Raw genomic sequence first — 23622 nt, forward strand, 5'->3', positions numbered from 1 at the left:
CCGGCCTGACCGGCCACCCGCCGCCGGAACTCAGCAGGTGGGCAGCCCCGGGATCGGTTGGTCGTTCGCGCCGCCCTTGAGGTAGACCACGCTGACATAGACACCGGAATTGCCGCTGTCGTCATCGGTCTTGGCCCACCAGACATTCGTCCACTTCCCGTACGTCTCCCGGCGGCCCAGATTCGCCTGGCAGTAGAAGTAGTTGGTACCCATGTTCAGGGTGCCGACCTGCTGGAAGGACTGGGTGTACGAGTTCGCGGTGCGCCATACGTCGCAGTTGGCCTTTCCGCCCCCGATCGACACACACGATGTCCCCGGGGTCGGGTCGCCGCCGCCACTGCCACCGCTGGTGCCACTGCCGGACCCACCCGACGCACCGCCGCCGGACGCACCACCCGAACCACTGCCGCCGTCGGTGCCGCCCTGGCTGCCGCCCGCGTCGCCGCTCTGGTCGCCCGAAGTCCCGCCCGCACCACCGGGCTTGGGGTCGCCGGACTTCCCGCCACCGGAGGGCTTGTCCGAAGCGGACGACGAAGCGCCCTTCCCGCCGTCCTTACCCGTGCCTTGGTCGTTGGCCTTGCTGTCTTCCTTGTCGCCCTTGCCGTCCTTGCCGCCGGCCGGACTCGGCGTACCCGGACCGCCCGGTGTCCCGGCCGACTCCGCCGACTGCCGCCCGCCGTCCGCGACCGTATCGCTCGCACCGCCGCCGACCAGTGCGTACGTCACCCCGCCGCCGGCCGCGAGCACGGCGAGCACCGCCGCCACGGCCAGCACCACACGACGGCGCCCGCGGGCGGGCAGCCGCTCGGTGTCCCGCTCGGGCGGGCTCGCCGGGTACGGGTGGGCGCCTGTAGCACCCACGGGTGGACCGGGCACCACGCCGGGCGGGTCGCAGGCGGCGCCGGGGGTCGCGTACGAAAAGCCTGTCGCCTGACCGCCCGTGGCGCCGTACTGCCCCTGCGGTGCGTTGTGCTGCGGCGCGGGGGCGGGGTGCGGCGAGGAGACGGGCTGCTGTGAGGATGCGGGCTGCGGCGCCGATGGTGGCAGCGGCGTGGGCTGGGTCACCGGCGCGCCCTGAGCCCCCGGCCCCGACATCCAACTGGTCGGCGGCGCGCCCGCGTCGGCCGAACCGGCGGGGCCCGCGCCCGCGGCCGCCGCGGCCTGGCCGCCGCCCGCCTGCGGGCCGAACTCCTGCGGTGGAGGCGGCGGGGCGACCGGCCGTACATGCGTCGCGGTGGGCAGATACGGCGCACCGGGCGCCGGTGGCGTCGTGGGTTCGCGGCCCTCGGCCACCGCGTTCAGCATGCTCCTGGCCTGGGCGGCGGACGGTCGGTCGGCCGGGTTCTTGGCCATCAGGGCGTGCAGTACGGGGGTGAGCGGCCCGGCCTTACGGGGCTCGGGCAGTGCTTCGGTGACGATCGCGGTGAGCGTCGACCACACCGAGGTACGGCGGAACGGCGCGCCGCCGCCCTCGACGGCCGCGTACAGCGTCATGCCCAGCGACCAGATGTCCGAGGCCGGGGTGGGGTCCTGGCCCTGCGCCCGCTCGGGAGGCAAGTAGTCGAGCGAGCCGACCAGTTCGCCGCTGCGGGTGATGTTCGTGGTCGCGCCGTCGCCCGGGGCCTCGATGCTGGCGATGCCGAAGTCGGTGAGCACCACCCGTCCTGCCCCAGAGCCCGGGCGGTGCCCCCATCGCTCCAGCAGCACATTGCCCGGCTTCACATCGCGGTGCAGCACGCCCGCTTGGTGGGCGGCGTCCAGCGCGTCCATCACCTGGGCGCCGATCCGGGCGACCTCCCGGGGGTCGAGGGTGCCGCGCTGCTCCAGGGCGTCGTCCAGCGAGGGCCCGTCCACCAGCTCCATGACGATGACGGGCCGGCCGTCCTCGTCGATGACGTCATGGACGGTGACCACACCGGAGTGCCGGATACGGGCCGCGGCCCGCGCCTCGCGCTGCATACGGGTACGCAGATCGGCCAGCTCCGGGGCGGAGGCGTCGGTGTAGGCGCGCAGCACCTTGACCGCGACCTCGCGGCCCAGCACCTCGTCGACGGCGCGGCAGACCACACCCATCCCGCCGCGGCCGATCCGGCCGGTCACGCGGTAACGGCCGCCCAGCAGGCGCCCGGTCAGATCGGCGTCGTTGCCGGGCCGGGGCCCACTCGCGGCGGCGGCACCGGGCACGCCGTCGCCGGCACCGCCCGCGCCCCCGCCGGTGTCCGGCGAGGGGGTGCTGCCCGCCTCGCCGGATCCGCTCACACCGTTCGCCCCATGCGCCGCGTCCGCTCCGCCCTGCTCACGCTCCCCCGGTGTCACCGTCGCCGATCCCCTCGATACCCGTGTCTTGGCCCGTACGCCGTGTGCCACACGGCGTACGTCGCGGTCGGCAACAGACTAAGGGGCGCGCGGGGGCCTGTGGTGGCCTCAGGGTGTGGGGACGAAGGCATCGAGACGGGACTGTTGCGCGGCGGCCGCGGCGGCGCCCACCACTCCGGCATCCGTCCCCATCTGGGCGGGTACGACCGTCAGGCCCGACACGAACGACAGCGTCGCGTAGTCCCGCAGGGCGGAGCGCAGCGGGGCGAAGAGGACGTCTCCCGCGCCCGCGACACCGCCGCCGATGACCGCGATATCGATCTCGACGAGCGTGGCGGTGGCGGCGATCCCGGCGGCCAGCGCCTGGGCGGCTCGCTCGAAGGAGCGTATGGCGACCGGGTCTCCGGCGTGCGCGGCGGCGGCCACGGCGGCGGCGGTGGTGTCCCCATCGGGGCCCGGCCGCCAGCCGTCGGCCAGGGCCCGGCGGGCGATGTTGGGGCCGCTGGCGATCCGCTCGACACAGCCGCGGGCCCCGCAGGGGCAGGGGTCGCCGTCCAGGTCGACGCTGATGTGGCCGATGTGCCCGGCGTTGCCCGTGGGGCCGGGGTGCAGCCGGCCATTGAGGACGAGTCCGCCGCCGACGCCGGTGGAGACCACCATGCACAGCGCATTGGCGTGGCCGCGCGCGGCGCCCTGCCAGTGCTCGGCCGCGGTCATCGCGACACCGTCACCGACGAGTACGACCGGGCGCTCCCCGACAAGCGCACGCACCCCGGCGACCAGCGGAAAACCGCGCCAGCCGGGGATGTTGACCGGACTGACGGTGCCGGCCTTGGCGTCCACCGGCCCGGCGCTGCCGATGCCGACGGCCGCCACCCGCGCCCAGTCCGGGCCCGCGGCCAGCTCCCGTACCACCTCGGCCACCGCGCGCATCACGGTCGCCCCGTCCTTGTCGGCCGGGGTGGGCCGGGCGGCTCGTACGAGCAGTCTGCCGTGTGCGTCCACCAGAGCGCCGGCGATCTTGGTGCCGCCAATGTCCAACGCTGCGCTGAGGTCCGTCTGCATCGGTGTGGAATCTCCTGGTGGGCCCGGGGGCCGAGGGTACCGGCCCGGCGTGAGAACGCCAGTCTTCCCCCCTTTGACAACGTTGTCTAGAGGCTATGCTCGACGCCACACCTCGACGCCGACAGAAACAGGACCGCACACCGTGACCGACACCGCGCGGGGCACGTCCCGCCGCTATGGCACCCGGCCCACGATGAAGGATGTCGCGGCGCGCGCCGGGGTCGGCCTCAAGACGGTCTCCCGCGTGGTCAACGGCGAACCGGGCGTCACACCGGACACCGAACGACGCGTCCAGGAAGCCATCACGGCCCTGGGCTTCCGCCGCAACGACTCCGCCCGGATCCTGCGCAAGGGCCGTACGGCCAGCATCGGTCTGGTGCTGGAGGATCTCGCCGACCCCTTCTACGGCCCCCTCAACCGCGCCGTCGAGGAGGTCGCACGCGGCCACGGTGCGCTGCTGATCAACGGCTCCAGCGCCGAGGACCCGGCCCGCGAACAGGAGTTGGTGCTGGCGCTGTGCGCGCGGCGGGTGGACGGACTGGTCGTCATCCCGGCCGGTGACGACCACCGGTATCTGGAGCCGGAGATCGCGGCCGGGATAGCGACCGTCTTCGTGGACCGCCCGGCCGGCCGGATCGATGCCGATGTCGTGCTCTCCGACAACTTCGGCGGCGCCCAGGACGCGGTGGCCCATCTCATCGCACACGGCCACCGCCGCATCGGCTTCATCGGCGACCAGCCGCGGATCCACACCGCACGGGAGCGACTGCGCGGCTATCGCACCGCGATGGCCGCCGCCGGTCTGCCCGTGGACGACTCCTGGGTGTCGCTGGGCTCCACCGCCCCCGACCGGGTACGCACCGCCACCAACGCCATGCTGGACGCCCCCGAGCCGGTCACCGCGCTCTTCGCGGGCAACAACCGGGTCACCGTCACCGCCGTACGCGTCCTCGGCGAACGCCCGCGCCCCGTCGCACTGGTGGGCTTCGACGACTTCGAACTGGCCGATCTCGTACGGCCGGCGATCACGGTCGTCGCCCAGGACCCGGCACGCATGGGCCGGACGGCCGCCGGGCTGCTCTTCCGCCGCCTGGACGGCATCGACGACGCGCCCCGGCAGATGGAGATCCCCACCCGCCTGATCGCCCGCGGCTCGGGCGAAATCCCCCCGGCCGAGGACTGATCGAACCGCCCGGCCGAGAACCAACCGGGCCGCCCGGCCGGTGACCGAACGGACCGCCCTGCCCAGGACCGGTCGAGCCGCTCGCCGAAATACCGTCAACTGCCCTACGACAGCACCCCACCCCGACCTCATCGGCTCCCCCCGTTGCGGTCCCGAATCAACCCACCGTCATGCTCGCACGAGCCACTGACAGCGCCACCGCCGCCCGCACGGCGGCGTTGCGTGTACGGGGCGGAGGGGGGTTCCTGCGGCGGGGGCGGGCCGTTCGCCGAGGCGGAAGCGGCCCGGCCCGCGGCGGCGGAAGCGGCGATTCGGCAGCCTTGGCGCTCTCCCCCGCCCCCCTCAGCCCGTCTTCCCCGCCCGCCCCGCCAACGCGTCGAGGTCGGCGCGGGTCAGGCCGGTGAGGCGGGCGACCTCGGAAGTGTCCACGGCGCCGCAGTCCAGGCCGCGCAGCAAGTAGCCACTGAGCGCCTTGGCGGTGGCGGGCTCGTCCATGACGTCGCCGCCGGCCTTGGCCACATACGCGGCGAGCCGGGCCGAGGCCTGTTCCAGGCCCTCCCGGTAGAAGGCGTACACCGCCGCGTAACGGGTGGGCAGATGGGCCGGGTGCATGTCCCAGCCCTGGTAGTAGGCGCGGGCCAACGAGCGGCGGACAAGGCCGTGGTGCAGCCGCCAGGCGTCGTGCACCTGGGTCGTCGGGCCGACCGGCAGGACGTTGGTGGAGCCGTCGGAGAGGCGTACGCCGGTGCCCGCGGCCGCGACCTGTATCACGGCCTTGGCGTAGTCGGCCACCGGGTGGTCGAGCGACTGATGGGCGGCGCTGACGCCGCAGGAGGCGCTGTAGTCGAAGGTGCCGTAGTGCAGGGAGGTGGCGCGGCCCTCGGCGGCCTCGATCATGCGGGCGACGGTGGCGCGGCCGTCGGCACCCAGGATGGACTGGGTGGTCTCGATCTGGATCTCGAAGCCGATCCGGCCGCTCTCCAGGCCGCGTGCCTTCTCGAAGGCCTCCAGCAGCCGGACCATGGCGGTGACCTGCTCGACGTAGGTGACCTTGGGGAGCGTCAGTACCAGGCCGTCGGGCAGGCCGCCGGCCTCCATGAGGCCGGTGAGGAAGATGTCGAGGGTGCGGATGCCGCGGTCGCGGACGGCGGCCTCCATGCACTTCATCCGGATGCCCATGTAAGGGGCCGCGGTGCCTCCCCCAGCCTCTGGCCGGGAGGTGCCCCCACGGTAGGCGGCGGCCACCAGGGCGGCGGCGCGGGCCGCGGCCTCGTCCTCCTCGGCGTCCGGGCGGGGGCCGTAGCCGTCCTCGAAGTCGATCCGCAGGTCCTCGATCGGCTCGCGCTCCAGCTTGGCGCGGACGCGGTCGTGGACCGGCCCTGCGAGCTCGTCGGGGATGCCGAGGACGCCGGCGAGCGCGCCGGCGTCGGGGGCGTGCTCGTCGAGGGCGGCGAGCGCCTGATCGCCCCAGGAGCGCAGGGTGTCGGCGGCGAAGACGTCGCCGGGGACGTAGACCGTGTGGACGGGCTGGCGGGTGCCGGGGTCGCCGGGGTAGCGCCGCGCCAGATCCGCGTCCACCTCTGCGAGGGCGGCTCCGATTCCCTCGCGTACGGTGTCGGCGAGGCTCGTCGCCACGGTCTCCTGCTGCCCCATTCGATACCCTCCCGGTGCTTACGCCCGACGATCGAGCATTTTCCGCGTAACGGAATCAACAATCCGTATAGCGAAGTTAACCGGGTCGATGGGCGAGGTCAACACCCCGCACCCGAGGCGACGCAGGTCACGGGCCCGCGGTCGCCCTCCGAAAACCCCGTGGCGGGCCGTGGCCGACAACGAGACACTCACCCTCATGACTTGGATCGCACCCTCCATCGAGCGCAGAGACCTCCCGACCGCGGCCGGCGAACGGGAGATGCTGCAGGGCTGGCTCGACTTCCATCGCGACACCCTGCTCGCCAAGTGCGCCGGACTCACGCCCGACCAGCTCGCCGCGGCGAGCAACCCGCCGTCCACCCTCACGCTGCTCGGCCTGGTCCGCCACCTGACGGACGTCGAGCGCACCTGGTTCCGGAAGCGCTTCCTCGGCGAGGACATCGGTGATCACTACTTCACCGAGGACAACATCGACGCCGACTTCGACGACGTCGACCCGGCCGCCGCCGAGGCGAATGTGGCGGCGTTCCGCGCCGAGATCGAGGCCTGCGACAAGGCGGTGGCGGACCGCGGGCTGGACGAGACCTTCGCGACCTCGCGCGGCCGGACGCTGAACCTGCGCTGGATCTACGTCCACATGATCGAGGAGTACGCGCGCCACAACGGCCATGCGGATCTGCTGCGTGAGCGGATCGACGGCGTGACGGGCGACTAAGGTCACTCTTTTCTCTCCAAGATCACATCCACCCACAACCCCAGGAGGCCCCGTGCCCGTCGTCGTCGCCACCATCAAGACCAAGCCCGGCCGCCGCGAGGACGTCCTCGCCGCGTTCCGCCGGCACGCACCCGCCGTGCACGCCGAGCCCGGCTGCCTGCTCTATGCCGTGCACGCCGGCGAGGACCGGGTCACCGTGGTGGAGAACTGGGTCGACCATGCGTCCCTCGACGCGCACTCGGCCGGACCGGCCCTGGAGGCGCTGGGCGCGGAGATCGCGGAGGCGCTGGCCTCGCCGGTGGATGTCGCGGTACTGGAGCCGGTACCGGCCGGTGAGCCGGGCAAGGGCAGGCTGCCGAACACCTGAGTCGCCGCCCGCCCGGGCCACGGCAGCACGAGGCCCCGTACGCACCGCGCGTACGGGGCCTCGTGCGGTGGCCGTGGGCTCCCGCGAGCCGAACGGGCTCAGCCCTTGCGGGACTTGACCTCGTCGGTGAGGGCCGGGACGACGTCGAAGAGGTCGCCGACCACGCCGTAGTCGACCAGATCGAAGATCGGCGCCTCGGCGTCCTTGTTGATGGCGACGATGGTCTTCGAGGTCTGCATACCGGCGCGGTGCTGGATCGCGCCGGAGATGCCCGCCGCGATGTACAGCTGCGGCGAGACCGACTTACCGGTCTGGCCGACCTGGTTGGTGTGCGGGTACCAGCCGGCGTCCACGGCGGCGCGCGAGGCGCCGACGGCCGCGCCGAGGGAGTCGGCGAGCGCCTCGATGACCGGGAAGTTCTCGGCGCCGTTGACGCCGCGCCCACCGGAGACCACGATCGCGGCCTCGGTCAGCTCCGGGCGGCCGGTCGACTCACGCGGCGTGCGCGAGACGATCTTGGTGCCCTTGGAGGAGTCGGCGACGGTCACCGCGAGCTGCTCGACGGTGCCGGCGGCCGGCGCGGCCTCCGGAGCGGCGGAGTTGGGCTTGACCGTGATGACCGGGGTGCCCTTGGTGACGCGGGACTTGGTGGTGAACGAGGCCGCGAAGACGGACTGCGTGGCCACCGGGCCCTCGTCGCCGGCCTCCAGGTCGACGGCGTCGGTGATGATGCCGGAGCCGATACGGACCGCGAGGCGGGCGCCGATCTCCTTGCCCTCGGCGGAGGACGGCAGCAGCACGGCGGCCGGGGAGACCGCGTCGTAGGCGGCCTGCAGCGCGTCGACCTTGGGGGCGACGAGGTACTCGGTGAACTCGGGGGCGTCGGCGGCCAGGACCTTCACGGCGCCGTGCTCGGCGAGGACCTTCGCGGCCTCGTCGGCGTTCGGGCCGAGGTGCACGGCCACCGGCTCGCCGATGCGGCGGGCGAGGGTGAGCAGCTCGAGGGTGGGCTTGCGGACGGCACCGTCCACGTGGTCGACGTAGACAAGGACTTCAGCCATGGGAATGCTCTCCTGCGGGAAGAATGAGGGCGGTTGAGAGGGTGGCGGGCCTTAAATGAACTTCTGGCCCGCGAGGAACTCGGCGAGCTGCTTGCCGCCCTCGCCCTCGTCCTTGACGATCGTGCCCGCCGTACGAGCCGGTCGCTCGGCAGCGTCGTCGACCTTGGTCCAGGAGCCCTCGAGGCCGACCTCGTCCGCGTCGATGTCCAGGTCGTCCAGGTCCAGGGACTCCACCGGCTTCTTCTTGGCGGCCATGATGCCCTTGAAAGAGGGGTAACGCGCCTCACCCGACTGGTCGGTGACGGACACAACGGCGGGCAGCGCGGCCTCCAGCTGCTCGCTGGCGGTGTCGCCGTCCCGGCGGCCGGTGACCTTGCCGTCGGCCACGGCGACCTCGGAGAGCTGGGTGACCTGAGGGACGTTCAGTCGCTCGGCGAGCAGCGCGGGCAGCACACCCATCGTGCCGTCGGTGGAGGCCATACCGCAGACGACGAGGTCGTAGCCGGTCTTCTCGATGGCCTTGGCGAGCACGAGCGAGGTGCCGAGCGCGTCGGTGCCGTGCAGGTCGTCGTCCTCGACGTGGACGGCCTTGTCGGCGCCCATGGAGAGGGCCTTGCGCAGCGCGTCGTTGGCGTCCTCGGGACCGACGGTCAGGACCGTGATCTCCGCGTCGTCGGCGGCTTCCTTGATCTGCAGGGCCTGCTCGACGGCGTATTCGTCGAGCTCCGAGAGCAGACCGTCCACGTCGTCACGGTCGACGGTCAGGTCCTCGGCGAAGTGCCGGTCGCCGGTGGCGTCGGGCACGTACTTCACACAGACAACGATCCTCAAGCTCACGCCGGCTCTCCTACCTGCTTCGTCTCTTCAGAACTGCCTTGTGCTGGCAGCATAGGCGCCTGTTGGGGCGGCTCCCGGTCGGATGCGGTTCCCCACGCCGACCGTCATATTACTCGCCAGTACATCCAGTCTCATGCCCCGAATCAAGGCCGTCGAAATGTGACCTTGCCAACGGCCCTGACGGGGGAATGACGAAGCGCCGCGGGAACCGGTCAGTCCCGCAGCGCGTTGAAGCGGCCCTGGTGGTACAGCAGCGGACGGCCGGGCCCCGCGGGGTCGCCGACGAGCGGCTGGGCGAGCACGATGCGGTGGTCGCCGGCCGGCACCCGCGCGACGACCTTGCACACCAGCCAGGCGAGCACGCCCTCCAGAAGGGGGACGCCCTCGGGGCCCGTGCGCCAGGAGGTGGCGGGGCCGAAGCGGTCGGCGCCGCTGCGGGCGAAGGTGGCGGCCAGCTCCTGCTGGTGCTCGCCGAGTATGTGGACGCCTATGTGCTCGGCCTCGGAGACGGCCGGCCAGCTGGAGGAGCCGGTGCCGATGCCGAACGAGAGCAGCGGCGGTTCGGCGGCGACGGAGGTCAGGGAGGTGGCGGTGAAGCCGACCGGGCGGGAGCCGTGTGCGGTGATCACGGCGACGCCGGCGGCGTGCTGCCGGAAGGCGGAACGCAGGAGTTCAGGGGAGGCGGTACGAGGCGCGCCGAGGTCGGGCGAGACCGTCATGGAGTTGTCCTTCTGCTGAGGAGTACGGGCCCGGGCGGAGCCGCCGACGGCCGTGCGGCTGCCGGCAGCGGTGATGTCGTCGCTGCTCACACGCCCGGACAGCGGGCACTGGCAGTCCGCAGAAGGTCGACGTGGGCGCGTCCGTAGAGAAGGAGTCCTGGCCGCATCACGTCAGAGTGACGATTCGTGACCCACAGCGTCAAGGCACGTCCGGCATCTGGGAGATCAATCACGGACGGCCGCACCCAGCGCCGCGATGACATCGGCCTTGCGGGGCTGCCCGGAGGCGCGGCGGACGATCGCGCCCTTCGCGTCGAGCACCAGCACGGTGGGGGTCCGCAGGATGTTCAGATTCCGTACGAGGTCCAGATGGGCCTCCGCGTCGATCTCGACATGGGTCACCCCGTCGACCATCCCGGCGATCTCGGTGAGGGTGCGCCGGGTGGCGCGGCACGGCTGGCAGAAGGCGCTGGAGAACTGCAGCAGGGTGGCCCGCTCCCCCAGCTCCACGCCGATCTCGGCGGCGCCCAGCCGCGCCGTGTCGTCCCGCTCCCGCACCGTCAGCCTCCCATTGCGGCGTTGGTGCCACACGCCGAAGACACTCGCCGCCGCGAGCACCGCGATGCACACCATGAGTCCAGTCATCGACGGGTCCAGCGTTCATGAGACCGCAAAGATTCCCGGCGCCGCGGGCGGCCCGGTCTGCGAGAGGGTGGGGGCATGCCCATCGACAGTATCGACGTACGGGGTCCGAGGTTCGGGGCGACGCTGACGGCTGTCGTACTGGCGGCCGTGCTGATCAGCGGGAGCGGCCGGCTGCTGGCCTTCCAGGCGCTGGTGTTCGCCGTCGGGGCGGTGGCGGGTGTCCAGCGGTCCCCCTACGCATGGCTGTTCAAGGTGGCGGTGCGCCCGCGACTGTCGGCGCCGACCGCGTTCGAGGCCGCCGCGCCGCCGCGCTTCGCGCAGAGCGTCGGGCTGTTCTTCGCGGTGGTGGGGCTGGCCGGTTACTTCGCGGGGCCGCAGTGGCTGGGGCTCGCGGCCACCGGCTGCGCGCTCGCGGCGGCGTTCCTCAATGCCGCGTTCGGGTACTGCCTGGGGTGCGAGATGTACCTTCTGTTCCGGAGAACGGCCGGCTGAACCGTGTCGGTCCGTGCGCCGCACGTGACAAGAATCTCCCGGCCCTGGCGTCCGACGCGCTGGCCGCCACGGCCGTCATCGGGCACGATCTCCCGAAAGCCGCAGTTACGGCTGCGTAGGTATCCGCCGGGAGAACCCTCCCCAGGCACGGAAAAGGGGTCCTCCGGACAATGGCAGAGCTCGTCTACCCGCCGGTGATCGGCGCCGCCCGCACCCTCTTCAAGGCGCTCGATCTGAAATTCGACATCGCCGGGACGGACAACATTCCGCGTCGTGGCGGGGCGGTTCTGGTGAGCAATCACATCGGGTATCTGGACTTCGTCTTCGCCGGGCTGACGGCGCGGCCGGCCAAGCGGCTGGTGCGCTTCATGGCGAAGGAATCGGTCTTCCGGCACAAGGTGTCGGGGCCGCTGATGCGCGCGATGAAGCACATCCCCGTGGACCGCGGCCAGGGGATGCATGCCTACAAGCACGCGCTGTCCGCGCTGCGTTCGGGTGAAATCATCGGAGTCTTCCCCGAGGCGACGATCTCCGAGTCCTTCACCCTGAAGAACTTCAAGTCGGGTGCGGCGCGGCTGGCCCAGGAGGCCGGGGTGCCGCTGCTGCCGGTGGCCCTGTGGGGCACCCAGCGGCTGTGGACCAAGGGCCACAAGCGCGATCTGGGCCGTAACCACTTCCCGATAACGATCCGGGTGGGCGAGCCGATGGAGGCCGACCCGGCCGAGCAGGCCGAGAAGGTCACCGACCGACTGCGGTCCCGGGTCCAGGAGCTGCTGGAAGCGGCTCAGCGCGCCTACCCCGTACGCCCCAAGGGCCCCGAGGACACCTGGTGGATCCCGGCCCACCTCGGCGGCACCGCGCCCGCGGCACCCGGGTCCATCGCGTAACCCCGCGGCAAGGCCGCGGCAAGGCCGCGGCGGGAGCCGGGCCCGGCCGGGGCGGATCGATCACTGCGACCAGATGTCGCCGATCTCGATACGGGCGTCCGGGCAGGCCTTGTGCAGCGCCTCGGCGAGCTCGGCGCCCGCGGTCGCGAGCTCGTCGAGGGGCATCGGGGCCATCCGCTCCAGCAGGAACAGGGCGCTGACGGAGTCCTCGGTGAGGCGGGTGCGCACGCCCTGGCGCCAGTTCCAGCGGCGGCAGGTGACGCCCTCGTCGTCACACCACACCACCTCGCCCGCATCCGGGTGCTCGATGACCTCGGCGCCGCCGGCCGCGGTCGCGAACGGCTCGTCGCCGGTGGCCCGTACGAGCCGCATCCGGCCCTGGATACGGTCCAGGTCCTCGCCGCCCACCGGGATGAGGTGGGCGACGCTGATGGCGTTGTAGAGGTCGACGAGGCGGTTGATGCGCGGCAGACCGCCGTCCGCGAGGGCACGCTTGGCCAGCGCCTCGGCGGAGTTGCGGGTGCGCGAGGGCTTGCTGCCGAAGGCGGTGTACGCGGCGCGCCAGGCGGCGATGTGCGGGTCGTCCTGCGGGGCGCGCCCGTCGAGGCGCTCGGCCAGGCGGCGGGTGGCCTCGTCCAGGAGCGCCGAGCCGGCCTCGTCGCTGGGCCCGTTGGTCAGGCCGTGCGCTTCGACGGCGAGGTAACCGAAGCCGGGCGCCAGGGCGCGTACCTCGTCGGACACGTGCAGGGGGCACCGCATGTCGGAGATGTGCAGGGGGCTGGACATCGAGCCGTTCCTCAGAGATCGGTGGGGAGTAGCTGCCAGAGGTGAGGCCGGTCGACGGCCTCCCGGAGGCATTGGAGCACGGCAGCATGCGGTTCAGCAAACAGCACCGGATGGTCCAGTTCGTTGCACTCCGGGCGGGCGGTGTAGGCGAGCTGTTCGCGATCGAGGCGGAACTGCGCATCGATGCCGGGGATGTTGCCCCGCGGATCCTGCCGCGCCCAGCGCTCCTCGCCGGGCAGCTTGACGGCGACCAGACCGTGGACGAATCCGAGCTTCTGGTAGCAGAGCGCGGCGGGGATGCCGCGCGCCCGCAGCAGGGCGGCGAGCGCATGCGACTTGGCGTAGCAGATGCCGGTGCCTTGCCCGAGGACGTCCGAGGCGCGCCAGGTGACCCGCAGATCGCCGGTGTCGTAGCTGTGCGGGATGGTGTCGCGGACGAATGTGAAGGCGGCCTTGGCGTATGCATATGCATCGGGGGCGTCGGCAGACAGAGTGGCCGCGGTGGCCCGGACGAGCGGGTGCTCGTGGTCGATGACGTCACTGGCCGCCAAGTAGGCGGAGATATCCGGGGTGTTCTGGATCAGCTCCATACCCGGGGAGCGTAGCGATGCGCCCGACCGAAGGTCAATGACTTTTCGGTCGGGCGCATAACTATGCAGATGAAGAGGTGGATCAGATCTCACGCTTCAGGACTAGCGGGCGATCTCCTCGCGGAGCGCGGCGAGGAAGCCGTCGACGTCTTCCTCGGTGGTGTCGAACGCGCACATCCAGCGCACGTCGCCGGCCTGCTCGTTCCAGAAGTAGAAGCGGTAGCGCTTCTGCAGCCGCTCGCTGACATCGTGCGGCAGCCGCGCGAACACGGCGTTGGCCTGCACGGGGTAGAGGATCTGCACCCCGTCGATCTCCCGCACCCCGGCCGCCAGCCGCTGCGCCATCATGTTGGCGTGCCGGGCGTTGCGCAGCCACAGGTCCTTGGCGAGCAGCGCCTCCAACTGGACGGAGACAAAGCGCATCTTGGAGGCCAGCTGCATCGACAGCTTGCGCAGATGCTTCATCGCGCGCACCCGGTCGGGATTGAGCACGACCACGGCCTCGCCGAAGACCGCACCGTTCTTCGTGCCGCCGTAGGAGAGGATGTCGACGCCCACGGCGTTGGTGAAGGCCCGCATCGGGACATCGAGCGACGCCGCGGCGTTGGCTATCCGTGAGCCGTCGAGATGCACCACCATGCCGCGCTCATGGGCGTGTTCACAGATCGCCCGGATCTCGTCGGGGGTGTAGAGCGTGCCGAGCTCGGTGCTCTGGGTGATCGAGACGACCTGCGGCATGGCGCGGTGCTCGTCGTCCCAGCCGTACGCCTCGCGGTCGATCAGCTCAGGGGTGAGCTTGCCGTCCTCGGTCGGTACGGTCAGCAGCTTGAGTCCGCCGACCCGCTCCGGCGCGCCGCACTCGTCGACGTGGATGTGTGCGGAGGTGGCGGCGATCACCGCGCCCCAGCGGTCGGTGACGGCCTGGAGCGCGACGACATTGGCACCGGTCCCGTTGAACACCGGAAACGCCTCGGCGCGCTGACCGAAGTGGCTGCGGAAGACGCGCTGGAGGTGTTCGGTGTAGTCGTCCTCGCCGTAGGCGACCTGGTGGCCGCCGTTGGCGAGGGCGATCGCGGCGAGGACCTCCGGGTGGGCGCCCGCGTAGTTGTCGCTGGCGAAGCCGCGTATCTGAGGATCGTGGTGCTGCCGGGCGTCGGTCTTCGCTCCGGTCACGGCTCGGGGGTCAGCCACAGACGCTGTCCATTCACTTCCTGGGCGGGCCGGCTCCAGACCCCGGCGATGGCCTCGGCCAGCTCCGTGACGTCCGTGAAGCCCGCGAACTTGGCGTTCGGTCGCTCGGCGCGCATCTGATCGTTGACGAGCGCCTTCACGACCAGGATGGCAGCCGCGGCGCGCGGTCCCTGCTCACCCCCCGACTTGCGGAAGCCGTCCGCCATGGCGAGCGTCCAGGCCTCGGCAGCCGCCTTGGAAGCGGCATAGGCGGCGTTGCCACCGGTGGGCTTGCTGGCGCCGGCCGCGCTGATCAGCAGAAAGCGGCCGTTGCCGCTGCGTTCGAGGGCTTCGTGAAAGGCGAGGGAGGTGTGCTGAACGGTGCGGATCAGCAGCTTGTGCAGCACGTCCCAGTCCGCGATGTCGGTCTCCGCGAAGGTCGACGAACCGCGCCAGCCGCCGACCAGATGGACCAGGCCGTCGATCCGGCCGAACTCCTTCTCCGTACGGGCCGCCCATTCGCGGGCCTGGTCCAGGTCGAGCAGGTCGACGGTGTCCCCTATCACCGTGGCACCGCCGTGGGCGTAGCGGGCCGCGTCCACGGCCTCCGCCAGCCGCTCGGGGTTGGCGTCCGAGCCGACCACCACCGCACCGGCTTCGGCCAGTCGCAGCAGGGTGGCGCGGCCGGCCGGTCCGGCCGCCCCCGCCACGGCGATGACCGCACCCTCCAGCGGCCCCTGGCCGCCCGTCGAAGTAACCATCTCCGTCGCCTCCTCGTCCTGTCCCTCGACGGCCATCCGCCGGATGCTCCGGCCGGTCCTCACGCCGCCGCCAAAGCGTCGCTGTGGGCCGTGATGCCCTTGGTGGATGCGATCACAGCGCGCAGCTTCTTGGCGAGCGCCTCGTAGAACATGCTCAGCGGGAACTCGTCGGGGAGCACGTCGTCCACGAGTTTGCGCGGCGGCTGGTCCAGGTCGAGGGCGTCCGGCCCCTTGGCCCAGACCGAGCCCGGGTGCGGGGCGAGATAGGTCGAGACGAGGTCGTACGCGGCGAACCAGTGGACCAGCTTGGGCCGGTCGATGCCGTCGCGGTAGAGCTTTTCGATCTCGCCGCACAGCTGGTTGGTGACCTTGGGCACCCGCTCCCAGTCGATGTGCAGTGTGTTGTCCGTCCAGCGTACGACGTCGTGCTTGTGGAGGTACGCGAAGAGCAGCTGTCCACCCAGGCCGTCGTAGTTACGGACCCGGTCACCGCTGACGGGGAACCGGAACATCCGGTCGAAGATCACCGCGAACTGCACATCGCGCGCCTGGGTGTACCCCTCGGCCTCCAGCTTCACGGCCTCCTTGAAGGCGGTGAGGTCGCAGCGCAGCTCCTCCAGGCCGTACATCCAGAACGGCTGGCGCTGCTTGATCATGAACGGGTCGAACGGCAGGTCACCGTGGCTGTGGGTGCGGTCGTGAACCATGTCCCACAGGACGAACGCCTCCTGGCAGCGCTCCTGGTCGCCGAGCATCTTGCCGAGGTCCGCGGGAAGTTCGACGCCGAGCGTCTCGACGACGGCCTCGCTGACCCGACGGAAGCGGGCGGCCTCGCGGTCGCAGAAGATGCCGCCCCAGCTGAAGCGCTCGGGGGCCTCGCGGACGGCGATGGTCTCCGGGAAGAGCACGGCGGAGTGGGTGTCGTAGCCGGCCGTGAAGTCCTCGAAGGTGATGCCGCAGAAGAGGGGGTTGTCGTAGCGGGTGCGCTCCAGCTCGGCGAGCCAGTCCGGCCAGACCATGCGCAGGACGACGGCCTCGAGGTTGCGGTTCGGGTTGCCGTTCTGGGTGTACATCGGGAACAGCACGAGGTGCTGGAGGCTGTCGGCGCGCTGCTGGGCGGGCTGGAAGGCGAGCAGCGAGTCGAGGAAGTCCGGCACACCGAAGCCGCCGTCGACCCAGCGGCGCAGGTCGGTGGCGAGCGCCTGGTGGTAGGCGGCGTTGTGCGGCAGCAGCGGGGCGAGCTCGGCGACGGCCGCTATCACGCGGTCGACCTCACCGCGGACGGCGTCGGCGGACGGCGCGCCCTCCGCCTCCAGGTCGATGGAGCCGTCCTTGGACTGCCAGGGGCGGATGGTCTCGACCGCGTCCTTGAGCACGGGCCATGCCGGATGCTCGACCACACGCTCTGCGGTCAGAGTGCCCCCCTGGACACCCACAGGCGAAAGAATTTCCGTCATGACTGCCCTCCGGCGGTAGATCGTGTTGTCAGCACACCGTAACCAGCCAGGGATCGTCCACTCAAGTGGGGTAGCCGAAAATTATTCTGTTAACACCCCGCGATCACGATCATTTTTCCTGTGTGGGGCTACTTCGACACCACTTCCTGCCAGTAATGCCAAGGGTTTCCGCGCTTTCTCCTGGGACGGCCACGGCCGACGGAAGCCACCGGACGAGCCGGTTGCGCTCGTCACATTCGCCCTCCCGGCCCCGGTCCACGGTGCGGGAGCGGCCCGCGGAGACATACGGAATGGCCGATTCACCCCACTGGGGGATGGTGCCCCGGCGGACCGGACCGGCTTGCGCGGGAGGGCGTCAGCGCGCGGAGGACTCGCCCACGCAAGGGTGAGGCGGTCTGAAGCCGGATATGGCGGGTACCGGTACTGGACACACCGCGGTCCCGTCCGGCACCCCGTTCACGCCACCCGGGGCCGTTAGGCTGTGCGCCATTTCGTACCACCGTTGCCGACGGTCGACGGTCGACACTGACAGAGAGCCGACAGCACTACCGAGCCGACAGAAGCGAGGCAGCCTTGTCCTTTCTCACCATCGGACACCGCGGGATCATGGGCGTGGAGCCGGAGAACACCCTGCGCTCCTTCGTACGCGCCGAACACGAGGGCCTCGATGTCATCGAACTGGACCTGCATCTGAGCAAGGACGGCGCGCTCGTGGTGATGCACGACGCGGACGTGGACCGGACCACCGACGGCGCCGGCCCGATCGCCGAGCGCACCCTCGCCGAACTGCGCGAACTGGACGCCGGGCAGGGCGAGCGGATCCCCGTCTTCGAGGAGGTCGTGGAGGCGGTCAAGGCGCCGCTGCAGGCCGAGATCAAGGATGTGGCGGCCGCGCAGGCGCTGGCCGAGGTGATGCGGGCGCGCGATCTGGTCGGCCGGGTCGATGTGATCTCCTTCCACGACGAGGCGCTGGCCGCGATCCGGACGCTGCTGCCCGGGGTACGCACCGCGCTGGTCGGCAGCCGCTACGGCGCCGATGTCGTCGACCGCGCACAGGCCGTCGGCGCGACGATGCTCTCGCTGAACATCCGCCGGCTCACCCTCGAACTCGTCGAGCGCGCGCACGCCGCGCATCTGAAGGTCGTCGCCTGGACGGTCAACACCCATGACCAGCTGCGGCTCGCGCGCGGCCTCGGGCTGGACGGTGTGGTGACCGACCTGCCGGAGATCCGGCGGGCGGTGCGCTTCACCGCGTGAGGGTGCGCGGCACGGCGTGAGCCGGGCGGGGCGTACCGGATCACGGGGCGGGACGTACCGGGTCCCGCCGGTCCCGCCCCGGCGCACGGGGAAATCCGCAGTTCACAGACGCGCAACGTCCTTCCAGCATGCGGACGTTTTCCCCGGTGATCTCGACAGATGGCCTCGTGCACTGCCACTCTCCCGCCATGCGCCTCGCCAACCGCCCCCTTCAGCTTGCCGCTTGCGCCGCCGTCGTGCTGCTCACCGCGGCCGTCGGCTGTGCCCCGCAGGACGAGTCCCCCGGTGGCCCGCGGGCCGCCGGGCAGGGCAAGCAGAGCTGTGACCGCGGCAAACTCGCCACCGTCGCGGACGGCAAGCTCACCGTCGGCACCGACAAGCCCGCGTACGCACCGTGGTTCCACGACGACGACCCGGCCAACGGCAAGGGCTTCGAATCGGCGGTCGCCTACGCCGTCGCCGAGCAACTGGGCTACGCCAAGGGCGCGGTGCGCTGGCAGACCGTGCCGTTCAACAACGCCTTCGCGCCCGGCGAGAAGAAGTTCGACTTCGACATCAACCAGATCTCCATCAGCGCCTCGCGCAAGCGGGCCGTCGCCTTCTCCTCGGGCTACTACGACGTACGGCAGGCGGTCATCGCGCTCAAGGGCTCCAAGGCCGCGCACGCCAAGAGCATCGCCGACCTCAAGAACGTCAAGCTCGGCGCGCAGGTCGGCAGCACCAGCCTGGACGTCGCCAACGACACCATCCGGCCGACCCAGCCGGTCGCTCCCTTCCAGAAGAACGACTTCGCCAAGTCCGCGCTGAAGAACGGCCAGGTCGACGCGATCCTCACCGATCTGCCCACGGCCTTCTACATCACCTCGGCGGAGGTGCGGGACGCCAAGGTGGTCGGCCAGTTCGCCCTCACCGGCACCGCCAAGGAGCAGTTCGGGCTCGTCCTGGACAAGGAGAGCCGGATCACCGGGTGTGTGACGGCCGCGGTGGACGCGCTGCGCAAGGACGGCACGCTCGCCGCGCTGGAGAAGAAGTGGCTGGCCGACGCCGTGGACGCACCGGTGCTCAAGTGACGTACCGCAAAGGGTTGTTGAAGGAGACGGTCGAGATTCCGGAGCAGGCCGGCGAGGTCTATGTGCCCTCGCAGCGGCGGATCGAGCGGGAGCGCTTCAAGCGGGCCAGGGCCCGGCGTGCCACCGCCGTCGCCGCGCTGAGCACCCTCGTCACCGCCGTCGTCCTCTTCCTCGTCATCACCGGCTCCCCCGGCTGGCCGCGCACCCAGGAGACCTTCTTCAGCGCCGAGTACGCGCGCAAGGCGCTGCCGAAGGTGCTGGAGGGGCTGCTGCTGAATCTGCAGCTGCTGGTGGTGTGCGGGGCGGCGGTGCTGGTGCTCGGGCTGCTGCTGGCGGTGGCCCGGACGCTGCACGGCCCGGTGTTCTTCCCGCTGCGCGCCCTGGCCACCGCGTACACCGACTTCTTCCGCGGACTGCCGCTGATCATCTGTCTGCTGATGGTGGTCTTCGGCGTCCCTGCGCTGCGGCTGCAGGGCGTGACCACCGATCCGGTGGTGCTCGGCGGCTCCGCGCTGGTGCTGACGTACTCGGCGTACGTGGCCGAGGTCTTCCGGGCCGGCATCGAATCGGTGCACCCCTCGCAGCGGGCCGCGGCCCGGTCGCTGGGGCTCTCCAGCGGACAGGCGCTGCGCTTCGTGGTGCTGCCGCAGGCGGTGCGGCGGGTGGTGCCGCCGCTGCTGAACGATCTGGTGTCGCTGCAGAAGGACACCGGTCTGGTGTCCATCGCGGGCGCGGTGGACGCGGTCTACGCGGCGCAGATCATCGCCGGCAAGGACTTCAACTTCACACCCTATGTCGTGGCCGGGCTCGTCTTCGTCGCGCTGACGATCCCGATGACGCGCTTCACGGACTGGGTCACGGCCCGGATGGACCGCCGGCGCGCCCAGGGAGGCATCGTATGAGCACGACCGAGAACACACCGGTGCCGGCCCCCGGGGCGGCGCCCGACGGCGGCCCGGTGCTGCGGCTGGAGTCCGTACGCAAGACGTACGGGCGCGGCACGGTGGTCCTGCGGGATGTGGACCTGGAGGTGCCGCCGCACACCGTGACCGTGCTGATCGGCGCCTCGGGATCGGGCAAGTCCACGCTGCTGCGCTGCGCGAATCTGCTGGAGGAGATCGACGACGGGGCGATCTTCCTGGACGGTGCGGAGATCACCGATCCGCGGGCCGACGCGGACGCGGTGCGCCGCCGGATCGGTGTGGTCTTCCAGGCCTACAACCTCTTCCCGCACATGACCGTGCTGGACAACATCACGCTGGCGCCGCGCCGGGTGCACAAGGTGCCGCGCGCCGAGGCGGAGGCGCGGGCCCGTGAGCTGCTGGAGCGGCTGGGGCTCGGCGGGCGGGCCGATGAGTACCCGGACCGGCTCAGCGGCGGTCAGCAGCAGCGCGTCGCGATCGTCCGGGCGCTGGCCGGACGGCCCCGGCTGCTGCTGCTCGACGAGGTCACCGCGGCGCTCGACCCCGAGCTGGTCGGCGAGGTGCTCGGCGTCGTCCGCGATCTGAAGGAGGAGGGCATGACCATGGTCATCGCCACCCATGAGATGGGCTTCGCGCGGGAGGTCGCCGACCAGGTGTGTTTCCTGGACGGCGGGGTGGTGCTGGAGCGCGGCACTCCCGAGCGGGTCTTCGGCGATCCGCAGCACGAGCGCACCCGGCGGTTCCTTCAGCGGATCATCGAGGCGCGGCGGCTGTAAGCGGCTTGACCAGCAGTTCGAACTCCAGGTCGTCGCGCTGCGGGATGCCGAACCGCTCATCGCCGTACGGGAACGGGGTGAGCTGTCCGGTGCGCCGGTAGCCGCGGCGCTCGTACCAGGCGATCAGCTCCGCGCGCTGCCGGATGACCGTCATCTGCATCTCGCGCGAGCCCCAGGTGTCCCGGGCGATCCGCTCGGCCTCCGCGATGATCACCTTGCCGAGGCCGCCGCCCTGGAGCTCCGGGCGTACCGCGAACATCCCGAAGTACGCGTGGTCCCCGCGGTGTTCGAGCTGGCAGCAGGCGATCAGCCGGCCGTCCCGCTCGGCGACCAGCAGCCGGCCGGTCTCGTTGCCCACCACGGCGGCGACGCCCTCCGGGTCGGTGCGCTGCCCCTCCAGCAGATCCGCCTCCGTCGTCCAGCCGCCCCGGCTCGCGTCCCCGCGGTAGGCCGACTCGATGAGCTCGACGAGCCCGGGGATATCGGCGTCGAGGGCGGTACGGAAGGTCAGCTCGCTGGTGGGCATGGTGCGCGGGGTCCTCTCAGGGCCGGACGTATGGCTGAAAGGAGGCTAACAAGAGGCATGTGCGCCGTGTCAGGGACTTTGGTCACGGCCGCGCGGTGACCAAGGCCCGGACACGCGGGGGCGGCGGCGTAGGGTCCACCCATGGTGCACGTACTGAGCAGCAGGGTGCTGTTGCGGCCGTCCGATCCCGAGCGGTCACGGGCGTTCTACGGCGAGGCGCTGGGGCTGGAGATCTACCGGGAGTTCGGTACCGGGCCCGAGCGCGGCACGGTGTACTTCCTCGGCGGCGGCTTCCTGGAGGTCTCCGGCCGCGCCACGGATCCGGCCACGGACACCCTCCAACTGTGGCTCCAGGTGGCGGACGCGGCGGCGGCGCACGAGGAGCTGGTGGCGCGCGGGGTGGCGGTGCTGCGGCCGCCCGTACGGGAGCCGTGGGGTCTCATCGAGATGTGGATCGCCGACCCGGACGGCCATCGCCTCGTGCTGACGGAGGTACCGGCGGACCATCCGCTGCGCTACCGGCCCTGACCGGCCGCCCGCCCCGTGACGCCGGCGCCCCTTGCGCGCTCCCCCCTTTGCGTCCGTGCGCTCCCATGTGCGGGGCGCCGGGCGGGAATCCTGCACGCGATGCGTACGGGTGCGAGGACGGGCCCTGAGGGAGGTGCTCCGTGCACGGATCTTTGTGGGTCGGCTGGCTGCTGGTGCTGTTGTGCGCCGGGGCCGGCGCGTACTGCCTGGCGCGGGCGCGGAGCGGTCCGGCCGCGCAGCGGGTCGAGGCGCGCGGTGAGGGGCTGATGGCGCTGGGGATGGCGGCGATGGCGTTGCCGGCGTCCGCCGTGGCGCCGCCGGCGTGGTCACCGTGGCTGTTCGCCACGGCCTTCGGGGCGGCGGGCCTGTGGGCGCTGCTGCGGCGGCATCTGCATCACGCGGTGGGCGCGTGGGCCATGGTGTACATGGCGGTGGCGATGATGGTGCCCGCGGAGCACATGGGTCAGATGGGTCGGATGGGCCGGATGGCGCACTCCGCGCCGGGCGGGGTGCCGTTGCTGACGGGGCTGTTGCTCGCCTACTACACGGTGTACGTCATCGGGGCGGGGGTCCGGCTGGTGCCGGCGGCAGACCCGACGGCCGAAGGGCCGGTGGCGGACGGGCCGGTGGCGGCGGTGGGGGCCGGGCCGGCCGAGGTGCTGCGGGCCTGCCGGGTGACGATGGGCATCGGCATGCTGGCGATGCTGCTGGCGCTGTGAGCTGCGCGGAAGCCCTGGCGGCGGCCGGCGGGCCGACTCGCACAGGGGTCCGCGATGCACACCTCGGACCAGGGTGGCGTACATCACTTCCGTCGCGCGGCCGTACCAACGAGTAGCGGTCCGCTCATAGGCTGACGCCATGATGGTCCCCCTCGCGCTGATGATTCTCGGCGTGCTGGCCGCGGCAACGGCGCCGCGGCTGATGGCCCGTTCCGACTGGCCCGACCGTGAACCGGTGCTCGCCCTGTGGGTGTGGCAGTGCCTGGTCGCCGGCGTTCTGCTGTGCTGTGTGCTCGCGATGTCGCTCAGCGCGGCCGCGGCCTGGGAGGCCGTCCGCAGTCCGGTGTTCGGGTTCGCCCCACGGGTGGTCGTCGAGGCGTACGCCCTCAAGGGATACGGGCCTTGGGCCGGCGTACTGGCCCTCCTCCTGGCGGGCGGCGGCGCATGGACGGCCGTCACACTGACCCGCGAGGTACGGGCGGCGCGGGCCCGCCGCCGGCAGCGCCGGGCCGATCTGCTGCTGCGCTCCCCGCTGTTGCCCGGCGAGGAGCCCCTCGGGGAGCGGCTGGTCGTCCTGGAGGGCGACCGCCCGGGGGCGTGGTGGCTGCAGCACTCCTCACCCCAACTGGTCATCACCACCTCGGCGTTGCGACGACTGAAAGGCCGTCAGCTCGATGCGCTGATCGCCCATGAGCAGGGCCATGTGCGGGCCCGGCACGATCTGCTGCTGTACTGCGCCTCGGCACTGGCCGTCGGCTTTCCGCAGATCCCGGTGTTCGCCGCGTTCCGCGACCAGGTGCACCGGCTGGTCGAACTCGCCGCCGACGATGTGGCCTCGCGCCGCTTCGGCCGGCTGACCATCGCCCTGGCGCTGGTCGAACTCAACGAGGACCGCGGGGTGTTCGGCCCCTGCCCGGCCCAACTCGCCCAGGTGCCACAGCGGGTGGACCGGCTGCTGTCCCCCGCGCCACGCTTCACGCCGGGCCGCCGGCTGCGGATGACGGCATGCGCGGCGCTGGTGCCCGCGGTGCCGCTGCTGGTGACGTTCATTCCGGGGCTGAGCGCGCTGACGTAGGGCGCTGCCTCGCCCGAGACGCCCGGTATCGGCGAGGATCGCCC

Annotated in this window: 25 protein-coding genes; 12 read left to right on the plus strand and 13 right to left on the minus strand. The window is 71.6% G+C overall.

What is annotated here, in order from left to right; all coding sequences use genetic code 11:
- Window positions 1-30: 30 nt before the first annotated feature.
- Both KI385_RS08695 and KI385_RS08700 read right to left on the minus strand, forming a co-directional pair.
- Window positions 31-2184, minus strand: coding sequence for a serine/threonine-protein kinase (locus KI385_RS08695; RefSeq protein ID WP_281066976.1), 2154 nt, complete (start codon window positions 2182-2184; stop codon window positions 31-33).
- Between the two features lie 240 nt (window positions 2185-2424).
- A complete protein-coding gene (locus tag KI385_RS08700; RefSeq protein ID WP_238571636.1) occupies window positions 2425-3381 on the minus strand; it encodes an ROK family protein in 957 nt (318 codons plus the stop codon).
- Between the two features lie 142 nt (window positions 3382-3523).
- Here KI385_RS08700 and KI385_RS08705 point away from each other — a divergent pair, with 142 nt between their 5' ends.
- On the plus strand, window positions 3524-4564 hold the full coding sequence (locus KI385_RS08705) for a LacI family DNA-binding transcriptional regulator (RefSeq protein WP_238571637.1): 1041 nt from the start codon (window positions 3524-3526) through the stop codon (window positions 4562-4564).
- A 342-nt stretch (window positions 4565-4906) separates the two neighbouring features.
- On the opposite strand, the gene KI385_RS08710 is transcribed toward KI385_RS08705, so the two are convergent.
- A complete protein-coding gene (locus KI385_RS08710) occupies window positions 4907-6217 on the minus strand; it encodes a DUF6986 family protein (protein ID WP_238571638.1) in 1311 nt (436 codons plus the stop codon).
- 196 nt (window positions 6218-6413) lie between these two features.
- Here KI385_RS08710 and KI385_RS08715 point away from each other — a divergent pair, with 196 nt between their 5' ends.
- Both KI385_RS08715 and KI385_RS08720 read left to right on the plus strand, forming a co-directional pair.
- Window positions 6414-6932 carry a DinB family protein gene (locus tag KI385_RS08715; RefSeq protein ID WP_238571639.1) on the plus strand — a complete coding sequence of 173 codons (519 nt, stop codon included), beginning with the start codon at window positions 6414-6416 and terminating at the stop codon, window positions 6930-6932.
- A 52-nt stretch (window positions 6933-6984) separates the two neighbouring features.
- Complete coding sequence (locus KI385_RS08720; RefSeq protein ID WP_238571640.1) at window positions 6985-7299, plus strand: putative quinol monooxygenase; 315 nt, start codon at window positions 6985-6987, stop codon at window positions 7297-7299.
- Between the two features lie 98 nt (window positions 7300-7397).
- On the opposite strand, the gene KI385_RS08725 is transcribed toward KI385_RS08720, so the two are convergent.
- From KI385_RS08725 to KI385_RS08740, 4 genes are all read right to left on the minus strand, one after another.
- The gene (locus KI385_RS08725; protein ID WP_238571641.1) at window positions 7398-8360 is read right to left on the minus strand and encodes an electron transfer flavoprotein subunit alpha/FixB family protein; all 963 of its coding nucleotides are present in this window, start codon (window positions 8358-8360) and stop codon (window positions 7398-7400) included.
- Between the two features lie 51 nt (window positions 8361-8411).
- Window positions 8412-9197: an electron transfer flavoprotein subunit beta/FixA family protein gene (locus KI385_RS08730; protein WP_238571642.1), complete on the minus strand. Its 786-nt coding sequence runs from the start codon at window positions 9195-9197 to the stop codon at window positions 8412-8414.
- 212 nt (window positions 9198-9409) lie between these two features.
- Window positions 9410-9916, minus strand: coding sequence for a flavin reductase family protein (locus KI385_RS08735; protein ID WP_238577621.1), 507 nt, complete (start codon window positions 9914-9916; stop codon window positions 9410-9412).
- 225 nt (window positions 9917-10141) lie between these two features.
- On the minus strand, window positions 10142-10561 hold the full coding sequence (locus KI385_RS08740) for a thioredoxin family protein (RefSeq protein ID WP_238571643.1): 420 nt from the start codon (window positions 10559-10561) through the stop codon (window positions 10142-10144).
- 75 nt (window positions 10562-10636) lie between these two features.
- Between KI385_RS08740 and KI385_RS08745 the strand changes: the two genes are divergently transcribed.
- Window positions 10637-11053: a DUF4395 domain-containing protein gene (locus KI385_RS08745; RefSeq protein WP_238571644.1), complete on the plus strand. Its 417-nt coding sequence runs from the start codon at window positions 10637-10639 to the stop codon at window positions 11051-11053.
- Window positions 11054-11223: 170 nt separating this feature from the next.
- Window positions 11224-11940 (plus strand): lysophospholipid acyltransferase family protein, encoded by a 717-nt coding sequence (locus KI385_RS08750; RefSeq protein WP_238571645.1) that lies wholly within the window; start codon window positions 11224-11226, stop codon window positions 11938-11940.
- Window positions 11941-12000: 60 nt separating this feature from the next.
- Here KI385_RS08750 and KI385_RS08755 read toward each other — a convergent pair whose 3' ends face one another.
- The 5 genes from KI385_RS08755 to KI385_RS08775 form a co-directional block, all read right to left on the minus strand.
- Window positions 12001-12699 carry a B3/B4 domain-containing protein gene (locus KI385_RS08755; protein ID WP_238577622.1) on the minus strand — a complete coding sequence of 233 codons (699 nt, stop codon included), beginning with the start codon at window positions 12697-12699 and terminating at the stop codon, window positions 12001-12003.
- Between the two features lie 38 nt (window positions 12700-12737).
- Window positions 12738-13316 carry a transglutaminase-like domain-containing protein gene (locus KI385_RS08760; protein ID WP_238571646.1) on the minus strand — a complete coding sequence of 193 codons (579 nt, stop codon included), beginning with the start codon at window positions 13314-13316 and terminating at the stop codon, window positions 12738-12740.
- A 102-nt stretch (window positions 13317-13418) separates the two neighbouring features.
- Window positions 13419-14489: a threonine aldolase family protein gene (locus KI385_RS08765; protein ID WP_425329506.1), complete on the minus strand. Its 1071-nt coding sequence runs from the start codon at window positions 14487-14489 to the stop codon at window positions 13419-13421.
- Window positions 14486-15283 (minus strand): SDR family NAD(P)-dependent oxidoreductase, encoded by a 798-nt coding sequence (locus tag KI385_RS08770; protein WP_381403957.1) that lies wholly within the window; start codon window positions 15281-15283, stop codon window positions 14486-14488. Before KI385_RS08770 ends, KI385_RS08765 begins: the two co-directional genes overlap by 4 nt.
- Window positions 15284-15306: 23 nt before the next feature.
- Window positions 15307-16704, minus strand: coding sequence for a DUF6421 family protein (locus KI385_RS08775; RefSeq protein ID WP_238571647.1), 1398 nt, complete (start codon window positions 16702-16704; stop codon window positions 15307-15309).
- Between the two features lie 573 nt (window positions 16705-17277).
- Here KI385_RS08775 and KI385_RS08780 point away from each other — a divergent pair.
- From KI385_RS08780 to KI385_RS08795, 4 genes are all read left to right on the plus strand, one after another.
- Entirely contained in the window at window positions 17278-17961 is a 684-nt protein-coding gene (locus KI385_RS08780; protein WP_238571648.1) for a glycerophosphodiester phosphodiesterase, read from the plus strand.
- 188 nt (window positions 17962-18149) lie between these two features.
- Window positions 18150-19031: an ABC transporter substrate-binding protein gene (locus tag KI385_RS08785; RefSeq protein ID WP_238571649.1), complete on the plus strand. Its 882-nt coding sequence runs from the start codon at window positions 18150-18152 to the stop codon at window positions 19029-19031.
- Window positions 19028-19933: an amino acid ABC transporter permease gene (locus KI385_RS08790; protein ID WP_425356889.1), complete on the plus strand. Its 906-nt coding sequence runs from the start codon at window positions 19028-19030 to the stop codon at window positions 19931-19933. Before KI385_RS08785 ends, KI385_RS08790 begins: the two co-directional genes overlap by 4 nt.
- Window positions 19930-20730: an amino acid ABC transporter ATP-binding protein gene (locus KI385_RS08795; RefSeq protein ID WP_238571650.1), complete on the plus strand. Its 801-nt coding sequence runs from the start codon at window positions 19930-19932 to the stop codon at window positions 20728-20730. Before KI385_RS08790 ends, KI385_RS08795 begins: the two co-directional genes overlap by 4 nt.
- Here KI385_RS08795 and KI385_RS08800 read toward each other — a convergent pair.
- On the minus strand, window positions 20708-21256 hold the full coding sequence (locus tag KI385_RS08800; protein WP_238571651.1) for a GNAT family N-acetyltransferase: 549 nt from the start codon (window positions 21254-21256) through the stop codon (window positions 20708-20710). The two genes, KI385_RS08795 and KI385_RS08800, sit on opposite strands and share 23 nt — an antisense overlap.
- A gap of 141 nt (window positions 21257-21397) precedes the next feature.
- Between KI385_RS08800 and KI385_RS08805 the strand changes: the two genes are divergently transcribed.
- From KI385_RS08805 to KI385_RS08815, 3 genes are all read left to right on the plus strand, one after another.
- Window positions 21398-21784, plus strand: a complete 387-nt coding sequence (locus KI385_RS08805) for a VOC family protein (protein ID WP_238571652.1) — start codon at window positions 21398-21400, stop codon at window positions 21782-21784.
- A 140-nt stretch (window positions 21785-21924) separates the two neighbouring features.
- Window positions 21925-22503 (plus strand): DUF5134 domain-containing protein, encoded by a 579-nt coding sequence (locus KI385_RS08810; RefSeq protein ID WP_238571653.1) that lies wholly within the window; start codon window positions 21925-21927, stop codon window positions 22501-22503.
- A 139-nt stretch (window positions 22504-22642) separates the two neighbouring features.
- On the plus strand, window positions 22643-23578 hold the full coding sequence (locus KI385_RS08815) for a M56 family metallopeptidase (RefSeq protein ID WP_238571654.1): 936 nt from the start codon (window positions 22643-22645) through the stop codon (window positions 23576-23578).
- Window positions 23579-23622 lie beyond the last annotated feature (44 nt).

Origin of the sequence: Streptomyces inhibens, assembly GCF_022221585.1 — a bacterium.
GTDB lineage: Bacteria > Actinomycetota > Actinomycetes > Streptomycetales > Streptomycetaceae > Streptomyces > Streptomyces inhibens.

What these genes read in the sequence shown, in the direction of transcription:
- KI385_RS08700 (WP_238571636.1), bottom strand. Translation starts at nt 3,381, where the DNA reads ATGCAGACGGACCTCAGCGCAGCGTTGGACATTGGCGGCACCAAGATC.
- KI385_RS08710 (WP_238571638.1), bottom strand. Translation starts at nt 6,217, where the DNA reads ATGGGGCAGCAGGAGACCGTGGCGACGAGCCTCGCCGACACCGTACGC.
- KI385_RS08715 (WP_238571639.1), top strand. Translation starts at nt 6,414, where the DNA reads ATGACTTGGATCGCACCCTCCATCGAGCGCAGAGACCTCCCGACCGCG.
- KI385_RS08725 (WP_238571641.1), bottom strand. Translation starts at nt 8,360, where the DNA reads ATGGCTGAAGTCCTTGTCTACGTCGACCACGTGGACGGTGCCGTCCGC.
- KI385_RS08735 (WP_238577621.1), bottom strand. Translation starts at nt 9,916, where the DNA reads ATGACGGTCTCGCCCGACCTCGGCGCGCCTCGTACCGCCTCCCCTGAA.
- KI385_RS08740 (WP_238571643.1), bottom strand. Translation starts at nt 10,561, where the DNA reads ATGACTGGACTCATGGTGTGCATCGCGGTGCTCGCGGCGGCGAGTGTC.
- KI385_RS08745 (WP_238571644.1), top strand. Translation starts at nt 10,637, where the DNA reads ATGCCCATCGACAGTATCGACGTACGGGGTCCGAGGTTCGGGGCGACG.
- KI385_RS08750 (WP_238571645.1), top strand. Translation starts at nt 11,224, where the DNA reads ATGGCAGAGCTCGTCTACCCGCCGGTGATCGGCGCCGCCCGCACCCTC.
- KI385_RS08755 (WP_238577622.1), bottom strand. Translation starts at nt 12,699, where the DNA reads ATGCGGTGCCCCCTGCACGTGTCCGACGAGGTACGCGCCCTGGCGCCC.
- KI385_RS08760 (WP_238571646.1), bottom strand. Translation starts at nt 13,316, where the DNA reads ATGGAGCTGATCCAGAACACCCCGGATATCTCCGCCTACTTGGCGGCC.
- KI385_RS08770 (WP_381403957.1), bottom strand. Translation starts at nt 15,283, where the DNA reads ATGGCCGTCGAGGGACAGGACGAGGAGGCGACGGAGATGGTTACTTCG.
- KI385_RS08775 (WP_238571647.1), bottom strand. Translation starts at nt 16,704, where the DNA reads ATGACGGAAATTCTTTCGCCTGTGGGTGTCCAGGGGGGCACTCTGACC.
- KI385_RS08785 (WP_238571649.1), top strand. Translation starts at nt 18,150, where the DNA reads ATGCGCCTCGCCAACCGCCCCCTTCAGCTTGCCGCTTGCGCCGCCGTC.
- KI385_RS08795 (WP_238571650.1), top strand. Translation starts at nt 19,930, where the DNA reads ATGAGCACGACCGAGAACACACCGGTGCCGGCCCCCGGGGCGGCGCCC.
- KI385_RS08800 (WP_238571651.1), bottom strand. Translation starts at nt 21,256, where the DNA reads ATGCCCACCAGCGAGCTGACCTTCCGTACCGCCCTCGACGCCGATATC.
- KI385_RS08805 (WP_238571652.1), top strand. Translation starts at nt 21,398, where the DNA reads ATGGTGCACGTACTGAGCAGCAGGGTGCTGTTGCGGCCGTCCGATCCC.
- KI385_RS08815 (WP_238571654.1), top strand. Translation starts at nt 22,643, where the DNA reads ATGATGGTCCCCCTCGCGCTGATGATTCTCGGCGTGCTGGCCGCGGCA.